This is a genomic window from Providencia sp. NPDC089933 (assembly GCF_049545585.1).
Taxonomy (GTDB): Bacteria; Pseudomonadota; Gammaproteobacteria; order Enterobacterales; family Enterobacteriaceae; genus Providencia; species Providencia huashanensis.
Genome location: NZ_JBMWDT010000022.1, coordinates 40,526 through 57,196, shown reverse-complemented (window position 1 = coordinate 57,196; position 16,671 = coordinate 40,526). Strand labels below are relative to the sequence as shown.

The following is a 16,671-nucleotide window of genomic DNA, read 5'->3' as shown; positions in this document are numbered from 1 at the left end:
AGCGACATCTGTATTTGCGTTGATGATTTTACTTATCGCTGCAGTGATTTTCGGGGCTGCAATATTAAATGAAGAAGATAAGTCAGAGGTTGTGAATAAAGGGGAATATTACTCAACAAAATGCCAACTCATTGAAACCAATAACGATAATGGATTATTTCAGTCAAATACCAATAAGCTCAAGTGTGGTGATGTGATTGAAAATGTCACTGTGAGTGATTACAAAGAAGCCATTGAAGCCTACCAGAACAGCAATGTACAGATGAATAAGCTAAATTAAAAGTTAATATGAAACGCAAATTAAAGATTAACTGGCTAGGGCGCTGCGTGGTATGTGGCAGTGAGAACAGTATTGTCGAAACCGAGTTTGGCTCAGAAGATTTCCTATTTGAAAAAGATAAAATTACCTGTGCAGGCTGTACTCATCAAGGCCTTGTAGTCGTTGAAAATGATGTTGCCTATGCAATTTGGAATACCCCTGAAATCAGGGAAATACCCGAACAATGCGAAGAGAAGGATTAAATTCATTTCAGCCTTCGGGTTCGTATTCAGTCATTCTATCCCATTCATTTAATTACGTACCTGTCACTTTGCTCAATTTGATGACTTTAATCAGTGAGATTACGGAGATATTTAATGTTTGATAAACACGAGACAAATCAATCGGTAGTCAATAACTCAGCCCATAACCCAAGGCATTTAGTGAAAGTTACCGATAGGGATGGCAAGGTCACAGTATTTCAAATTGAACGTATTCATATGATTTCGACCTTTAATGGTGGTGCGTTTATAGATTTGATAACCGGCAGTTATATTAAATTAAACCTATCCGTAGAGGAATTATTTGACCAAATTCAGTCTCACTTGGAAAAAATTCCAACATTGGATAATTAAGCGAATGGAGTAATCTCCTAATGACACTTTTAACTCAAATTACTCAACCGCATTTTTCAACTAAAAATACAATGACCGACATTGCGTTGATGATGAAAAGACAGCATATCCTCAATAACTATCATATTTCATTTTCAAACGAACTCGGCGAATGTGTTTGTCAGGCGTTATATAAAAATTCCGTTCTTGGTGTTGCAAAGGTTACCAGCCACACGGATATCGCACATATTCACAGTATTTCGATACACCCTTTTTTTCGGCAAGCAGGAATTGGACGAAAAATGATAGAACGTATCGTTAATGAGTTTTCTGGGGCGTTCACCACAGCCATTGCAGGGCGTGCGACTGACAACCTGAGTGTGAGCTTTTTTAGGGCGTGTGGGTTTGATGTTCAAAACAGTGGCGCAATAAAGCGGCGGCTTTCTTACGATAAAGTTGAGCATGCAAAAACCTTTTTAAACAAACGGTTTTACGATGTCGTAAGAACAAAAACCTTTACCCTTGAAAAGGCAATCACCACATTTTCCGATGAACAGAAAGTCCAATTGATGTCTGAAACGGTAAATTGGTGGCTCTATCAAAATAGTGATGTGGATATTCACATCATCAATATTGAGTCAGTCGACAATACGTCACCAGAATGGTTGTTGGCGAATAAAAATAACCCATTCTTTGGGGTTCGAGTCTGGTATCGGGTTAATAACCTGATTTAAATAGATAACGCTATGACCAATCCAAAGGAATATGTATTTCAATTAAAAGAGATGCGCACTTTTGAAAATGATGTTTATCGGAGAAATTCATGAAAATAATACCTAATCTTAAGTTGCGTTTAAATAAAAAACGAATGCTTCGAGATTATCGTACTTCTTATGTTCAAGATGGTGATAGCGGACTATGCCGAGCTGTTTACGAGGACTTTGTGTTAGGGAAAGCGGTTGTCTCAATACAAGGAGATGAATTATATCTCCACGATATTGTTGTTCACCCTCTATTTAGGCGAGAAGGTATTGGCAGCATATTAATAAAACGCCTTATTAACCAGTTTATAGACAGTGAAGTGCTTTGTTTTAAAGGAAAAATTGAAGATGAATCGATTTTAAGTTTTTACACGAAGCTAGGTTTTACCTTTGATAGTAATAACATGATATATCGCTCTTTAGAGGACAATACAGTGGAACAATTCATTAAATTTAAAGATTTTAATCCATTCACACTCTCGATGGAGCCCGATGGTTATTTTAGTGAGCAATTAGCGTGTGAAGCACTGAATTTATGGTTTGCAGAGAATAAGGCTTTGAATATTAAAATTATCAATATCGAAACAAAAGAAGATAAGTCATCCAGCTTTATCATGAGGACGGGACGATCGTTTCAAGGTATTCGCGTGTGGTATACGACAGGAATATAACATGCTCCCCAGCTTAAATTTAATTCTGCACAATCGTTAGAACCTTATTTATCACACAAATTGCATTATTACCCGTTACTTAACTTTGTTTCATTGGAGGGTGTTATGGCTAGCCTCGAGGAACGACTGTTTCAATTTAAAGTGATGCGTTGTTTTGTGATAGTTAATTTGTGCATCGTTGTCATTAACCTCATGGGATGCCTAGTTGATTATTTTACTTTGTCATTCAGGGATATTCCCTATATTTCTATATTGGTTTCCGTCAGTGCAATTATCGTCGTATTGATGATTGGTGACGATAGAAAAGCCAGCTTTATTTCAGGGAAAGTCGGATTTCCTTCACGCAAGAAAATGGTCCTATTTATCATCAAATGTCTTAGTGTTTATGTGTTTTTCTTTTCCGTAGGACTCGCCATTAGATTCAGTTAACTCACGTTTTTTATTCGATATTTCTTGTTGTTCTCTTCTTTTTACCCACTTCGTATTCAAAAAGGTTTAATTATGAAAAAGCTCCTCATTCTAGGCGTATTAACCCTGCTCGCTGGTTGTACTGCGGGCATGAAAGATTCCTTTGATTGCAATGCCACGGCGCAAGACAGCTGTATGACGATGGAAGAAGCCAACCAAAAAGCGGCACAGCAAAATGTGTCTTGGAACCATCCTGCTAATGGGGAGGGCACATCCCAAAAGCGAGCTGAGCTGCCGCGGTTAGCGCCGTTGGCAACACCTACCATACCTGTTGTAACAACTGCGTCTCCGGCTCAAACAGTTCGGACTGTGGTGCAGGATAATCGCGCTTCCTCACAGACAGTGAACGCGTTGGGGGCATTTGAAACAACATCCGCGCCCATAAAAAAATCTGTTCCGGCTAATTCATTACCTCCGATTTCACAGCCAACCCAAACGTGGTCGGGTTGGGCCGATATTGGTATGGCGCCCCCAGTTCGACTTCCCGCGAGTACCGCGCGATTATGGATATCTCCGTGGATTGATGAAGAGCAAAACTTTTATCAACCGGCCGTCGTTTCCTTTGTCGTGAAAGAGGGCCAGTGGAAGGAGCAGTTACAATGACCCAAAAACGTGGCTTCTTGCAAAAATTGAAGCAACTCGGCAATCCCCATGCAAAAGATGCGGGTGAATCCCCGTTTATGGAGAGTTTATTCAAAGGACTCCTCTCTAACTGGAAACAACCTGATGGGGCACGCAAAGCCCATGAAGCACTGGAAGAGATGGACTATCCCTCCTTTAGTAGCGTCTTACCCTACCGTTATTATGATGCTGATTCAGGGCTTTTTATTAACAAAGAAACAGCGGGCTTCGTGTTGGAATGTGCCCCCTTGATTGGTGCGAACGATAAAATTGTCGATGCACTGGATTATTTCCTGCGCAACAAACTGCCACGTAAAACGCCACTCACCTTTTTGTTGCTCGGCAGTAAATGTATTAGTGGCATGTTGGATTACGGTCTTAGGGACTTTAGCTGGGATGGGGAGTTGGCATCAAAATTCAATGCCATTACTCGCGCTTACTATGAAAACGGGGCGATGAATGGTTTAGCCAACAAGCAAGGTTTGCCATTAACATTGCGGAACTATCGCCTGTTTGTCATCTATGCCGAACCGGTTAAACGGGCGGATGCGTTGACGCTGCAAAACTTGAATCAAACCTTGAGTGTGGTGCAGCAATCTCTCCTCGGCGCCAGTATCGGTTCGGAGCGATTGGATGATAAAGGCTTAATCAAGTTGGTGCGGGAAATGGTGAATTTTCGCCATCACAATATTGCCGAGCCCTCCGATGAAATCGAACCGTATGAAGAACTCAACGCGCAGTGTGTTGACCGTTCGTTCGTTATGGAGTTGAAACCCGAAGCCATGCATCAGAGCTTAATAGATGAAAAGGGCAAAAAATCACATACGCGGATACTTAACTACAGCCTAGCCAAAAATCCGCAGCGGTTTGCACTCTGGCAAGGGGGCGATAATCTCAGCAATTTACTCGACCCTGCCGCTTCCGTGTCATGCCCGTTTGCCATTACGTTGACGTTGGAAGTCGAAGATTTAGTCCGAACCCAAAACGAATCGATGACCAAATCAGCCACCTTTAATAAACGTGCAGAATCCAAGTTCTCCAGTTGGGTGCCAGGTGTGAAGCAACAGGCAAAAGAGTGGACCGATATCCGTGAACGGTTAAGTAAAGGGCAATCAGCACTCACGCGTTACAGTTATGGCATTACGTTATTTTGTGAAGATGATGACGATAAAGCGCTAAACGCTGAAATGGCGCTCATGAATACCTTTAACAGTAATGGATTGACACTCACGCCCCCCAGTTTTATGCAGTTGCGCAACTACATGGCCTTGTTCCCGTTTGTCATGCAAGAGGGCTTATGGGGAGACATGAAACGCTCAAGTGGCACACTGCGAGCAGAGTCTTTCAACGTAGCCAACTTGCTGCCCGTGGTCGCCGATAACCGCATTTGTCGCAGTGGGTTACCTATTCCCTCGTATCGTAACCAGTTGTCTTATCTCGATATATTTGATGATGATTCGGGTCTCGGGAACGATAACTACAACATGGGGGTGTGTGGCACCTCGGGGGGCGGTAAGTCCTTCTTAGTGCAAGCCATTATTCGGCAAATCCTTGATAGCGGTGGATGGGCGTATGTGTTGGATATGGGCGCATCCTACAAAGGATTGTGTGAAAGTGTTGGGGGTGTTTACGTTGATGCGCGTGACCTTAAATTCAACCCGTTTGCGGGGGTCGTCAATATCAAAGAAGCGGCAGAAAGTATTCGCGACTTGCTATTGGTGCTGGCCAATCCGTCAGGGGACATGGATGACACCTCTAAATCTATCTTGTTGAACGCGGTTCAAGATGTTTGGGAGGGGGCGGCACCGAGTAAACGTCAGGGTAATGCGGTGCTTATCGATGATATTTCAGAGTACTTAACGTGGCAATTAGAGCACGGTGTTTTTGAAGACGCTGACTCTGTGCGCAATAAGATGCACGAAATTGTTGTTTCATTACAAAAATACACGACTAAGGGGCTGTACGGAGAGTATTTCAATAGCCCTAATCCTGCCCTTAATGACAATGTGCGGTTTACCGTACTGGAAATGGGCGGTCTGCAAAATAAACCTGACTTGTTAGCCGCCGTCATGTTTTCCATGATGATCTTTATTGAACAGCGCATGTACTTATCCCCACGGGACATTAAAAAAGCCGCCATTATCGATGAAGGTTGGAAACTACTCGACAGTGAAAATAGCTTTGTCGGTAACTTTATTGAAGGGGGCTATCGTACCGCCCGTAAACATCGTGGTGCTTACATTACCATTTCTCAAGGGATTGAGGATTTCGATGGTGAGGATGCGAGTGTGGCCGCGAAAGCCGCATGGAGTAACTCGTCGTACAAAATTATCTTGCGTCAGAACTTGGAGTCGTTCCGTAAATATAACCAGAAAAATCCTGACCAGTTCAACGTGCTTGAACGTACCGTGGTGGAAGGCTTCCCCTCGGCAAAAGAGGCGCACTTTAGTGCCTTTATGTTAAGGGTGGCAGGACAAGTGTCTTATCACCGCTTGTTGATTGACCCCATCAGTCGCACCTTGTTTTCCACCGATGGGAAAGACTACCAGTTCCGTGAAAATGCCGCGGCACAGGGACTTTCCCAGCAAGCCACGTTATTGGCGTTAGCCCAACAAAAATTCCCAAGAGAAATGGAGGCCTTATCCCAATGGCAGAGTCAAACACGACATTAGTCGATAACACGCAAAAAACGCCCGCACGGGGCACGAGCCGTCGGCGTAAAGCCTGCTTGAAGGCGATGAGTTTTTTTATGGTGATTGCGGTGGTACTGAGTTTCAGTATTTCGGTGTTCGTGGTGCGCTGGCTTGCCCCCGTTACCGTCACTTTCGACATGGCGGGCACGGTTAACCAATATCAGCAACAAATGGCCATGCAGTTTAACGCCGAAAATCCGCTGAGTGAGCAACAAATCGCCGATGCCACTCACCGTTTTCAAATGGCGCTCAGTGACAGTTTATCGGAGTACCAACAGACGCATCAGACCCTGATTTTAGTCACGCCTGCGGTGGTGATGGGCGCAGAAGATATCACGGTCGATATTCAAGCCGCGATCGCCGACAAAATGGCGCAATAAGGGAGGGCAGATGAAGCGAATTCGACAGCTTACGTTAGCGGTATTGTTCTGTTTACCCTGCCTTGTTACTGCCAAAGATCTCGGTGTATGGGGGGATGTCTATCCCGTTCAAGAGCAAAGCATGTTGGACTTTATCCAGGGGCGGTTAAAACAAATGGAGGGTACAGGGGAAATTGCGCAGATGCAGCAAGATTTTAAAGATCGTGTGATTGAAAATACCCTGCGTCCACCGCCTGTGGATTGGCTCAGTACCGATACGGAAGCACATACGCTGTGGTACGACCCGACGTTTACGGTTCAAGGTGATTATGCTGACCACAATGGTGTGATGTTTGCCCGTCAAGGCGACAAAATAAACCCGCTGAGTCACGTGGCACTCGGGCAAACCCTGTACTTTTTAGATGCAGATGATCCGCGCCAAATCGCGTGGATGAATGCACAGCAGCCCGCGACCTTGCGTTATAAAGTTATTTTAACCAACGGCAATATCAAAGAGGCGACGCAGGCACTCAATACCCGCGTGTACTTTGACCAAGGGGGCAGTTTAAGTCGTCAGCTCGGGCTTCAGTACATTCCGGCGGTGGTGACGCAAGAGGACGACAAACTCAAAATCGTTTCAGCCGCGATGCAGGAGGGGCGATGAATAAATTTACCCGTTGGCTATTGAGTGTGTGTGTACTGGGTTATGTAACAGTGACAACACCAGCTAAAGCCGATGCGTTATGTGAGGGAAATTTCGTTAACCCGATCACCGATATTTGCTGGGATTGTTTGTTCCCGATGACCATTGGCAATGTGCCTGTATTTCCAGGTGTGGCACCGGATACAGAAAACCCCTCGATGCCGATACAAATTTGCCCGATGGGGATTTTATACCGCATTGGTTTAGCGATTGGCTATTGGGAGCCATTTGCCCTGACCGATGTGACCCGCTCACCGTATTGCATGGTGAATTTGGGCGGCTTTAACATCAATGTCGGTAAAATGGGCGGGGGTAAAGGTACGCAAAATGACCCTGCCACTCAAGGGGCATTCTACCATGTGCATTGGTACAAATACCCACTGACCTATTGGCTCAATATCATTACCTCGGCAGGCTGTTTAGAGCGCGGGGATATGGATATCGCCTATTTGTCGGAGCTAGACCCCCTGTGGAATGACAGTTCGTTGTCGTCAATTATTGCCCCTGAAGCGTTTGTGTTTGCCAATCCTATCGCGCAAGGGGCGTGTGCTGCCGATGCGATTGCCAGTATTGGCAGCAAGCCCTTAAATGCGCTCTTTTGGTGTGCCGGTTCACAAGGCAGTATGTATCCGTTTACGGGGTATACGGGGAATGAATTTAGTCCGCAGGCTTCCTCGGTTCTGCTGTCTGAGCGCATGGCGTTTAAGTTACATCGGCAAGGGTTGGTGATGAACAGCGTCGGGAAAAATCAGGAGGTGTGCTACACCTATCCGTCGCCGATTATCCCGAAAGACCGTTATCGCTATCAAATGGTGAATATGTACCCGGATACCGCGCAATGTCACCCTTTTGGTCGTTCCGTGATGCGCTGGCAAACCGGTCATGCTTCACCCAACAGTCGTAAAAACTTCGGTTATCTCATCTGGCGTAAACGTAACTGCGTTTTCCTCTAATACGAGGTCCTTTTCATGAAATCCGTTTTCTTTTTATTCGCAAGCGTGCTGCTTGCGCCTGTTGGTTATGCCTTAACGGATGACCAACAGTTTTTAGAACAGCTGCGCGACCAAAGCGCGGCCATGCTCGAACAGTCCTTGCCGCCGGATGGCTTTAAGCCACCGGAAATCTCGGCCAAGGATAAAGCCTGGATTGATAGCTTATTAGCCAAACAGCAGCAAGCGCAGCAACAAGTTGCCGATGCGGCTAAAGCTCAAACGGCTAGGGAAACCCCATTTATCTATTTTGTGTCGTTTTCTATTCCTGAAGCCGGACTCAAACAGATGGTGCCGGAGGCGACACAACTCGGTATTCCCACCTTGATTAATGGCTTGATTGACAATGACTTTCGTAAAACGGCCAGTGCCGTGTTTGAACTGACGAAAGACAGTGGTGAAGGGGGCGTGCAAATCGACCCGAAAACCTTTGCACAATACGGCATTACCCAAGTCCCCGCACTGGTGGTGCGCTGTGAGCAAGGCTTTGATGTGATGTACGGCAATATTCGTTTGATATCAGCTATTGAGCGAGTTGCCAGCAGTGGCGATTGTCGTCAGGTTGCTCAAGATTGGTTGGTATCGAGGGCGCGGCAATGAAACGGTTATTGATTGCATTATGTGGTGTGGGGGTTTTGTCATTGGGGTTTGCGGCCAATGAGTATAAAGCGGGGTCGGAATTTGCCAGCGGCCTAAAAAACAAAGGCACAGACACCATAAAGAACACCAACCCCGCCAATATCATTCCGAACTATACCGCTAATCCATCCGAAAGTGGCTATTACGGCGGTGTGACGTCAGGCGCGGCCTCGGGGCTGGAAAATGCAGGTGTCAAGGCGATGAATGATACGGATGCAGGGCAAGCTACGATGGAGGTCATGAAAAATCGCCCGCCAGATAAGTTGGATTTGGACGCCCCATTCTTAAAAGCGGGCATTGATATGCGGGAAAAAGCGGAGTCAGAAAGCGGGCAAATTACGGTGCCTTGTCAGGATGTGACGCTCGATAAAACCGAAATCACGTCACACCAATGTGAGCGAACCCCAGCGGCCAGTTTAGCCTGTACTCGGACGGCGAAAATCACCTGGGAGGAGGTTGAAGGGTGGGAAAACCAAACGATTGTTGTGCCGCCCTCTGATTTTGCTTACCACTGGCATGGTGACCGATGGTCGTTTTCTTTTAAATCCCCCGTCACAGGCACCATTCAAAGTGCAACTTTAACACTGAACTCAGGGTTTTTATTTAATCAGCATGTCATTTTTATGAATACGACGTTTCAAATGTTAAATGCAAGTCGCTATACATTAAATGCACGAAATATGGCATTGAAAGAGGGGGAAATTATTGCCTCCAATCGGATTTGTGTCGGTAACAATGGCGAATTGTGCCGAGTGGGTATTCAAGAATTGGTCTATCAAGCTTTTGCGTCGACAAAAACCGCGACCTTAACCTTAAATATGATGGTGACGGTCAAAGTTAAAACGCCATCACCAAAAATTGAATGGGTTGAACATTGTCCGTTTGATAAGTCCGAAGAAGTGAAAGTGGAAACCCAATGTACGGAAAAAGGGAGCACTAAAACGGTCACGGTGGGCGGTAAAAAATACGATGTTTATAGCGAGTGTTGGCAGTACACAGATTATTACGCCAAGCAGTCAGCAGACAATGGCAGCTGTGGTGACTACATGAAAAATCCCGCCTGCACCATTGTGAAAACCACCTGTATTGAATCTGTTGGTAGTACCTGTTTGCGTGAGCAAGCGGTGTTTTCCTGTGAAAAAGGGCTGACGGGAGGTGGGAAAATGTGCGGTGTTGAACTGATTTGTGCCAGCGGCGAGTGTGACCAAATCAAGAATGACAAGGCGAACAGTTTCCAAAAAGCGGTATCGGCGTTAGCCGCTGTGGCTGCTGCTGGGGAAGATGTGGCAGAGCTCAATGACGTGAATGTTAGGGCTTTTACAGGCCAGCGTTATACCTGTCGTAAAGCGGCTGCGGGGTTTAATAACTGCTGTAAAAGTGGCGGTTGGGGGAGTGATGTGGGGCTGGCGCACTGTGACAGTGAAGAAAAAGCCCTCGGTAAAGCCAAAAGCCGCAATCTCACCATTTATGTCGGCTCCTATTGCTCAAATAAAGTCCTCGGGGTGTGTCTTCAGAAGAAAGAAGCCTACTGCGTGTTTGACAGTAAATTGGCTAAAATCGTGCAAGAGCAAGGACGTGGCGGGCAGTTACGCATTGGTTTTGGTAGCGCCAAAAACAGTGACTGTCGCGGTATCACCGTTGATGAATTGCAGGCCATTAACTTTGACCGACTGAACTTTGCGGATTTCTATTCCGATTTGGAATCGGGCACCGATATACCGGCTGACCAAGAACTGATTGACCGCGTAAAAAATCAAATCGCCAATGGCCTGCAAGGGCAAGGGGGGCAAGGATGACAAGACGGATTTTGATATTGTTCGTCAGTCTGGTGATATCGGGAAGCGTGTTAGCCAACCATAGCGAACAAGCAGAAACGCGAACCTATGTGGATGAACCTATCGTCGGTTGGCACTGGTATAACGAACCGCAACCCGAAGAAGAGAAAGAGCCGCCAGAGCCAGAGCAAATCCCGCTTTCGACGTTATCACCGACCTTACAAAAAAAGGTCATGCAAAAGCTAACCGCAGAAGCGTTAGACACTGCGATTATGCAACCAACCCCTGAGAATGCTGCGAAATTCGTGGCACTTCAGGGGTATTGGCTCAATCAATCTGGAAAGTTTGAACGCTCTGTGCAAAAAGCCCTGCTGCTACATCCTGCACTTGATTACAACTTAGAGCATTCCTTTTATAACAGCACGGTGCCTCAGCAGCTTTCTACATTACGCAATAAAGAAAAACAGGCTATTTCGCAGTTAGCGTCGCAGTACGGATTGTTTTTCTTCTATCGTGGTGGTGAGCCGTTGGATAACCAGTTAGCCAGTGTGGTGGCGCAGTTTGCTGAACAACACGGGGTTGTGCTTATCCCGATATCGGTGGATGGTCAGCGCAGCCAGCAATTGCCGAACACCAAGCCAGACAACGGGCAAGTGGCAAAAATGCAAATCACCCATTTTCCTGCCCTGTTCTTGGTTGACCCGAAAAACGAATCTTACCAGCCGTTGGCCTACGGTTTTATGACGCAAGATGCGCTAGAACGTCGCTTTTTAGATATTGCGACCGATTTTACCCCGAACTATTGAGAATAAAATGATGGAAAGAACCTTAAAAGCTCGATTAATTGAGAATGCGTTATTGTATGTCGGCATTGCGCTCATGATAGCGGCCGTGGTGTTTTGGGGCTTGATTGAAGTGTTACTGAAGGTGCGTAAAGCCAGTATCACTGACGATTTACTGTTAACCCTTCAATGGGTACAAGATATGGGGACGGTCTTTATCTTTGCCGTCGGTGTCGCAGTGGGTGTGGCCGGATTTTTGTATGCGGCTGTTCGTGCCTGGCAAGCTTTTCAGGGGGGAGGAAATAAGGAGAAACACCCATGAGAGCGTTACTTTTTTCCTTTTTGCTGTTTAGTTTCAGTGTGGCTCAGGCCAGTGTGATGGATGAAATTGCCTCGCTAGAGTCCCATAAAATGGAGGCCAACTCTCAATCTCACATTAGCACTGAAGCATCCAAGCTTGAAACTGTTATTCCCGCCAAACCGCCAGTGAAACCGTATTCGTTACCCAATGGCAACGTGGTGAATTTGAATGATTATACGTTGGTCCTTTTTATGCAGTCGAGTTGTCCGTATTGTCATCAATTTGACCCACAACTTGCGTTGTTATCTGCACAAACGGGATTAAGTGTCTTTCCGTATACGCTCGATGGGAAAGGGGATATGGCTTTTCCGAATGCCATTCCCGCGCCACCTGAGGTCGTGCAGTCTTTTTTTGGTGCGGGGTTACAAGTCATCACGCCCACGGTTTTTTTGGTGGACGTGAATACGCTACGCACTTATCCCCTTTTGCAAGGGCTGACCGATATGCAAGATGTGATGAATCGGGTTAACAGTAACTTAATGTTAGCGACGCAATAATCCTTTTTTATTTTGTTCTACCCCGTTTTATCCCACTTTAAAATTCAATGCCGACACGCAGCAACGTTGCGGGGAATGGCACTCAATAAGGTTTACCCACAATGAATGATTTAATTACCCCTATTCTATATTGGAATAAGGCGATAAACCCTGCCTATGTGATGTGTTGGCATGTTGATATTCAATGCGGAGGTCACAATGCGTAAAGGACTCATTGCTGTCATGTGCTCGGCGTTATTCAGTCACACGGTGGCGGTTGCCAATGTGAACAGTGATATGAACAATTTCTTTAATAAATTGGGATTTGAAGGGAATGCGACCGATGCTCGGGCGTGGCAGGGGCAAGCCGCAGGTTATGCCACAGGCGGGAATTTGTTTATCCGAAATCAAGTCAAACAGCTGCAAATTGCGTCATTTACCCCGCCATCACTTAATGCAGGATGCGGAGGAATTGATGCCTATTTAGGTTCATTCTCTCATATTAACGGTGAGCAGCTTCAGCAGTTTGTGAAACAATTAATGCAAAACTCCACGGGTTATTTCTTTGACTTGGCGTTGCAAACTACTGTTCCGGAATTAAAGTCGGCTAAAGATTTTTTACAACAATTAGCTTCTGATGTGAATAGTATGAATATTTCTTCCTGCCAAGCTGCACAAGGTATTGTAGGCGGCTTATGGCCAACTAATACTGTTCAATCACAAAAAATTTGCCAAGATATTGCAGGACAAACCAATATGTTTTCGGACTGGGCGGCATCGCGTCAGGGGTGTACTGTTGGCGGGCAAATGAATAACGCCTTTAATCGTGCTCCAGATAATATGAAAGATCAGGTTATCCAAAATAAAAATTTGATGTGGGAAGTGCTTAACAGTAACAAGATGTTGGATGGGGATAATGAGCTCAAAGAGCTGATTATGAATCTTACTGGCACCTTAATTTTTGGAAAAGATAATCAGGTTACGACAACAATACCCAAGGTTAATCGGCAAGAGCTGATTAAGGCGTTAATGTATGGAGGAACGATTAATATTGAAGGATGTGTCTCGGTCAATGGTTGTTTAGAGCTTAAAAAGAAAACGGTAACAGTCACAAAAGCAAATGGCTTAAATTCTTTGGTATCGAAAACCATTAGTCAAATACAAGGCAAGTTAAAAGACGACACAGCGTTAACGCCTGCGGAAAAAGGGTTTATTCAAAGTACGTCAATTCCAATTTTGCGATATTTGGTCGACCCGATGCAACTCAATCTAAATGTGTCAATATTACCTGCGCTGTCAGATTACATCGCGTATGACATTTTACTTCAGTATCTTTTAGAGCTGATTGACCAAGCCAAAATAGCAATGGCTAATCGAAACTTCCCTGAAGAACCGATGAAATTGTTACGAGAAAACGTTTCAGAGGCGAGCCGACAATTAGAAGACTTACAACGTCAAGTTGATGTGAAAGCCAATGTGTTAATGGAAATGGAGCGGCAGATGAGCTACTTGCGTCAGCAGACATCTAGTCAACTCCAAGAACGTTACCAGCGTAATTATCATTTCAATATGTTTACTCCAGAACAAAAATCAAATCAGGGAGGGTGATGAAGATGGCGTCTATCGATACGGTGTATGTTTTAGGCGGTGGTGAATACATGATGCAGGTCTTCAATGGTGTAGCGGCGATTGTGGGTTCTTCATCGTGGGAATCCATGTTCCGCATTGCGTTGTTAATTTCCGCTGCCTCCTTCTTTGTGGTGTATCTGCGAGGGCATGATCCGAAGGAGGTCATCAAGTTTGCCGCTTACATTATTTTGGTTTCCAGTGTACTCCTTGGGCCTAAGCGTTCTGTGCAGATAATCGACCGAACCGACCCCACAGGGGTTTATCTTGTCGATAATGTTCCGCTCGGGTTAGCTGCCCCTGCGCATATGATAAGTACCATTGGTACGAGTCTAACGGAATTGTATGAGTCAATTTTCCATATGCCTGACTCATTAAGTTACAGTAAAACGGGCATGTTATTTGGGGCAAATTTAGTCGGAAATGTCAGTGATGTCATGTCAGTGAATGGTGATATAGCTGAATTGATGAGTTTATACACCAAAAACTGTGTCATCGGCGACATCTTAATTAACCATAAATACTCATTCCAAGAATTGATGAACAGCCGAGACCCTTACACTGTAATTTTTCGAAATCCAAGCCCGCTTCGTGGTGTAATGGTGCCAGAGGGTAATAACGAAGCTTCACCTGCGGGTTTTTGGACGTGCCAAGATTTAGCTAAAAATGTACTGATGAACGCGATTAACACAGATACTAGTTCAACAGGGCAAACATGGCAATATACTGTTAGACGCATCTTTGGTGGACGCCCAAATTCGGATGTGCTTTTTGCTTCGATGCTTGGAGATAGTTACAATTATTATTATTCAGGCAGTGAAACAGCCAGTCAATTAATGCGTAGCTCTGTTGTGAGGAATGCACTTAAACAAGGGATTGCAGGGTACAGCGCACAGAGTGGCGATACGGCTAGTTTAGTGAATTTAGCCTCTACATCATCGTATAATAAAATGCGGCTTTCATGGGCCACATCGACAACGGTGGCGACCAATTTTACGCCGTTGTTGTATACCATTTTGTTTTCGTTAATTGTGGCATTGTTCCCCATTTTTATCTTGCTGATGACGGTTCATGCACTGACGACGCGCATGTTATTTAACTACATCATGTCGATTATTTATCTGCAATCCTGGGCACCGATGTTCGCCATACTCAACCATGCAACGAGTTTTTATTTGCGCGGGCAAACCAATGGATTGGATTTCAACCTAGCAAATCAGGCCCATATTCAGCAAATCCACAGTGATATCGGGTTAATTGCGGGTTGGTTAACGTTGTCTATTCCGTTTATTGCCATGGCGATTGTGAAAGGGTTAGGTCCTGCCGTCGCGCAGGCAGGAAATTATCTCGGTACGGCCATTAACAGTTCGGCTTCAGCAAGTTCATCGCAAGCCGCAGATGGAACGTGGGCGTTTAATAATATGCAGACCGACAATGTGGCAGGCAATAAGTGGGATACCAACTCGAGTTTCCGTGATGGCCAAATGTCTCGCCAGCTCGCTAGCGGTGCAACGAACACGGTGACCAGTGGCGGTCAAGAAATCATAGATACCAGCGGTGCAATGTCACGCTTACCCGTTTCCATTAAAGGCAGTGAGGCGATGGTGAGTTCGTTACAGCAAAGTGCTAAACATGCACAGGCAACGGCTGCGCAAGCAATGAGTGCTTTCCAAAGTTCGGTCAATGTGGCAACCAATCAATTAGCTCAATTTAGTAAAAACTTTGGTAACAGCGCGACCGTATCATCTATTACTGATAAGGGATCAAGTAGTAACGAAAGTGAAGGATATAGAAAAATTCAAAATGCGGTGGACTCACAACGAAAAGCGGACAACAGTAGCACAGAAGATGCACTCACTAAATTAATCAGTAATAGTTTTGATAAATCGAAAACTATTGGAGCTAAAGGTGAGGCTGGATTTAGTTTTGGTCCATTCGGTGGAACTAATGCATACATTGATGGTAACGCTAGAGATACAGATAGCAAAAATAGTAGTACACAGGAGCGTGACGCGCGTAATCAAGATGCAGGCAGTGAGGAAAGCGCTCAACGGACACGGGAATTTAATGAAGGGCTAGAGTTACTCAATAGCAGTAAAATATCAGACGGTACAAATCGTCACGATAATGAGGCTAGCTCGGAAATCAGTCAGCTCAGTGCAACGCTGAATACAGCTAAAAATCAATATGAGCAGTATTCTCGCAGTACGACCGAAAGCCAAGAGTACAGTGATATGGCCAGCTATGTGACGAATAATAGTGCGCAGATTGACAGTAACTTAGACCAAGAGTTTGCTAATTATGTACGACAAGCCGTGCCAAGTCGCGCTGATGCGATATTAAGTAATACGAGTGATTTAGCAATAGCAAGAGAACGTGAAGCGTTGGCAAAAGATTTTATTAATGACCGACTGCTTCCAAATGTTAAAAATGATTACGCACAAAATCGGGCGAGTGTCGTTACCATGAATAAAACGGCATCAGCGGGAAATATCCCATCAGGAGGTAGTCTAAAAGCTGAATATGATGGGCATGTGCAGGATGTTAATTCGCTCAGTCAAAATGCCGGAATAAAACATGACACTGCTCATAAAGTCACCGAAAAAGAAAAGGAATATCAAGATAAAATTGGTACAGTAAAAGAAAAAATAAACCAAGGTTCGGTGGGAATTCAACAACGTCATGATGAACTCAAATTAAACCACCAAGAAAAAATACAAGAACATGAAGTGAAAATGGAGAAAGAAAAGGAAAAACACATGGACACAGGGCTGATTACGGATACTCGGAGAGTTGAAAAGACACCTGATTCTAATGGTTTTATGAGTCAAAAAGATTATTATAAAAAGAATAGCGATTAAGAGTGGTGAAAAC

The 16,671-nt window shown here is 44.9% G+C and carries 18 protein-coding genes; all 18 read left to right on the top strand.

Annotated features, from left to right (window positions below; all coding sequences use genetic code 11):
• On the top strand, positions 1-280 hold a 280-nt coding region (locus ACPEH5_RS21460; protein ID WP_423727171.1), incomplete at its 5' end, for a hypothetical protein.
• 8 nt (positions 281-288) lie between these two features.
• Positions 289-522 carry a hypothetical protein gene (locus tag ACPEH5_RS21455; protein WP_110592863.1) on the top strand — a complete coding sequence of 78 codons (234 nt, stop codon included), beginning with the start codon at positions 289-291 and terminating at the stop codon, positions 520-522.
• A gap of 114 nt (positions 523-636) precedes the next feature.
• Entirely contained in the window at positions 637-894 is a 258-nt protein-coding gene (locus tag ACPEH5_RS21450; protein ID WP_206276430.1) for a hypothetical protein, read from the top strand.
• Between the two features lie 20 nt (positions 895-914).
• Positions 915-1,607 carry a GNAT family N-acetyltransferase gene (locus ACPEH5_RS21445; RefSeq protein ID WP_123382823.1) on the top strand — a complete coding sequence of 231 codons (693 nt, stop codon included), beginning with the start codon at positions 915-917 and terminating at the stop codon, positions 1,605-1,607.
• Between the two features lie 89 nt (positions 1,608-1,696).
• Positions 1,697-2,305: a GNAT family N-acetyltransferase gene (locus ACPEH5_RS21440; RefSeq protein ID WP_094962772.1), complete on the top strand. Its 609-nt coding sequence runs from the start codon at positions 1,697-1,699 to the stop codon at positions 2,303-2,305.
• A 105-nt stretch (positions 2,306-2,410) separates the two neighbouring features.
• The gene (locus tag ACPEH5_RS21435; protein WP_123382824.1) at positions 2,411-2,734 is read left to right on the top strand and encodes a hypothetical protein; all 324 of its coding nucleotides are present in this window, start codon (positions 2,411-2,413) and stop codon (positions 2,732-2,734) included.
• Positions 2,735-2,758: 24 nt separating this feature from the next.
• The gene (gene traV, locus ACPEH5_RS21430) at positions 2,759-3,376 is read left to right on the top strand and encodes a type IV conjugative transfer system lipoprotein TraV (RefSeq protein ID WP_272688535.1); all 618 of its coding nucleotides are present in this window, start codon (positions 2,759-2,761) and stop codon (positions 3,374-3,376) included.
• Complete coding sequence (gene traC, locus ACPEH5_RS21425; protein WP_265693363.1) at positions 3,373-6,066, top strand: type IV secretion system protein TraC; 2,694 nt, start codon at positions 3,373-3,375, stop codon at positions 6,064-6,066. Before traV ends, traC begins: the two co-directional genes overlap by 4 nt.
• Positions 6,042-6,467, top strand: a complete 426-nt coding sequence (trbI, locus tag ACPEH5_RS21420; protein ID WP_123382826.1) for a type-F conjugative transfer system protein TrbI — start codon at positions 6,042-6,044, stop codon at positions 6,465-6,467. The genes traC and trbI overlap by 25 nt, the downstream gene beginning before the upstream one ends.
• Before the next feature lie 10 nt (positions 6,468-6,477).
• Entirely contained in the window at positions 6,478-7,110 is a 633-nt protein-coding gene (gene traW, locus ACPEH5_RS21415) for a type-F conjugative transfer system protein TraW (protein ID WP_123382827.1), read from the top strand.
• Positions 7,107-8,102: a conjugal transfer pilus assembly protein TraU gene (gene traU / locus ACPEH5_RS21410; RefSeq protein WP_123382828.1), complete on the top strand. Its 996-nt coding sequence runs from the start codon at positions 7,107-7,109 to the stop codon at positions 8,100-8,102. Before traW ends, traU begins: the two co-directional genes overlap by 4 nt.
• Before the next feature lie 15 nt (positions 8,103-8,117).
• Positions 8,118-8,738, top strand: coding sequence for a type-F conjugative transfer system pilin assembly protein TrbC (gene trbC, locus ACPEH5_RS21405; protein WP_184957502.1), 621 nt, complete (start codon positions 8,118-8,120; stop codon positions 8,736-8,738).
• Positions 8,735-10,573, top strand: coding sequence for a conjugal transfer protein TraN (locus ACPEH5_RS21400; RefSeq protein WP_265693369.1), 1,839 nt, complete (start codon positions 8,735-8,737; stop codon positions 10,571-10,573). Before trbC ends, ACPEH5_RS21400 begins: the two co-directional genes overlap by 4 nt.
• Entirely contained in the window at positions 10,570-11,358 is a 789-nt protein-coding gene (gene traF / locus ACPEH5_RS21395; protein WP_423727170.1) for a type-F conjugative transfer system pilin assembly protein TraF, read from the top strand. The genes ACPEH5_RS21400 and traF overlap by 4 nt, the downstream gene beginning before the upstream one ends.
• A 7-nt stretch (positions 11,359-11,365) precedes the next feature.
• Positions 11,366-11,656: a hypothetical protein gene (locus tag ACPEH5_RS21390; protein WP_110592959.1), complete on the top strand. Its 291-nt coding sequence runs from the start codon at positions 11,366-11,368 to the stop codon at positions 11,654-11,656.
• Positions 11,653-12,192 (top strand): type-F conjugative transfer system pilin assembly thiol-disulfide isomerase TrbB, encoded by a 540-nt coding sequence (gene trbB / locus ACPEH5_RS21385; RefSeq protein ID WP_123382831.1) that lies wholly within the window; start codon positions 11,653-11,655, stop codon positions 12,190-12,192. The genes ACPEH5_RS21390 and trbB overlap by 4 nt, the downstream gene beginning before the upstream one ends.
• 198 nt (positions 12,193-12,390) lie before the next feature.
• Positions 12,391-13,779: a conjugal transfer pilus assembly protein TraH gene (gene traH, locus ACPEH5_RS21380; RefSeq protein ID WP_123382832.1), complete on the top strand. Its 1,389-nt coding sequence runs from the start codon at positions 12,391-12,393 to the stop codon at positions 13,777-13,779.
• A complete protein-coding gene (gene traG, locus ACPEH5_RS21375) occupies positions 13,779-16,658 on the top strand; it encodes a conjugal transfer mating-pair stabilization protein TraG (RefSeq protein ID WP_206276436.1) in 2,880 nt (959 codons plus the stop codon). The genes traH and traG overlap by 1 nt, the downstream gene beginning before the upstream one ends.
• Positions 16,659-16,671 lie beyond the last annotated feature (13 nt).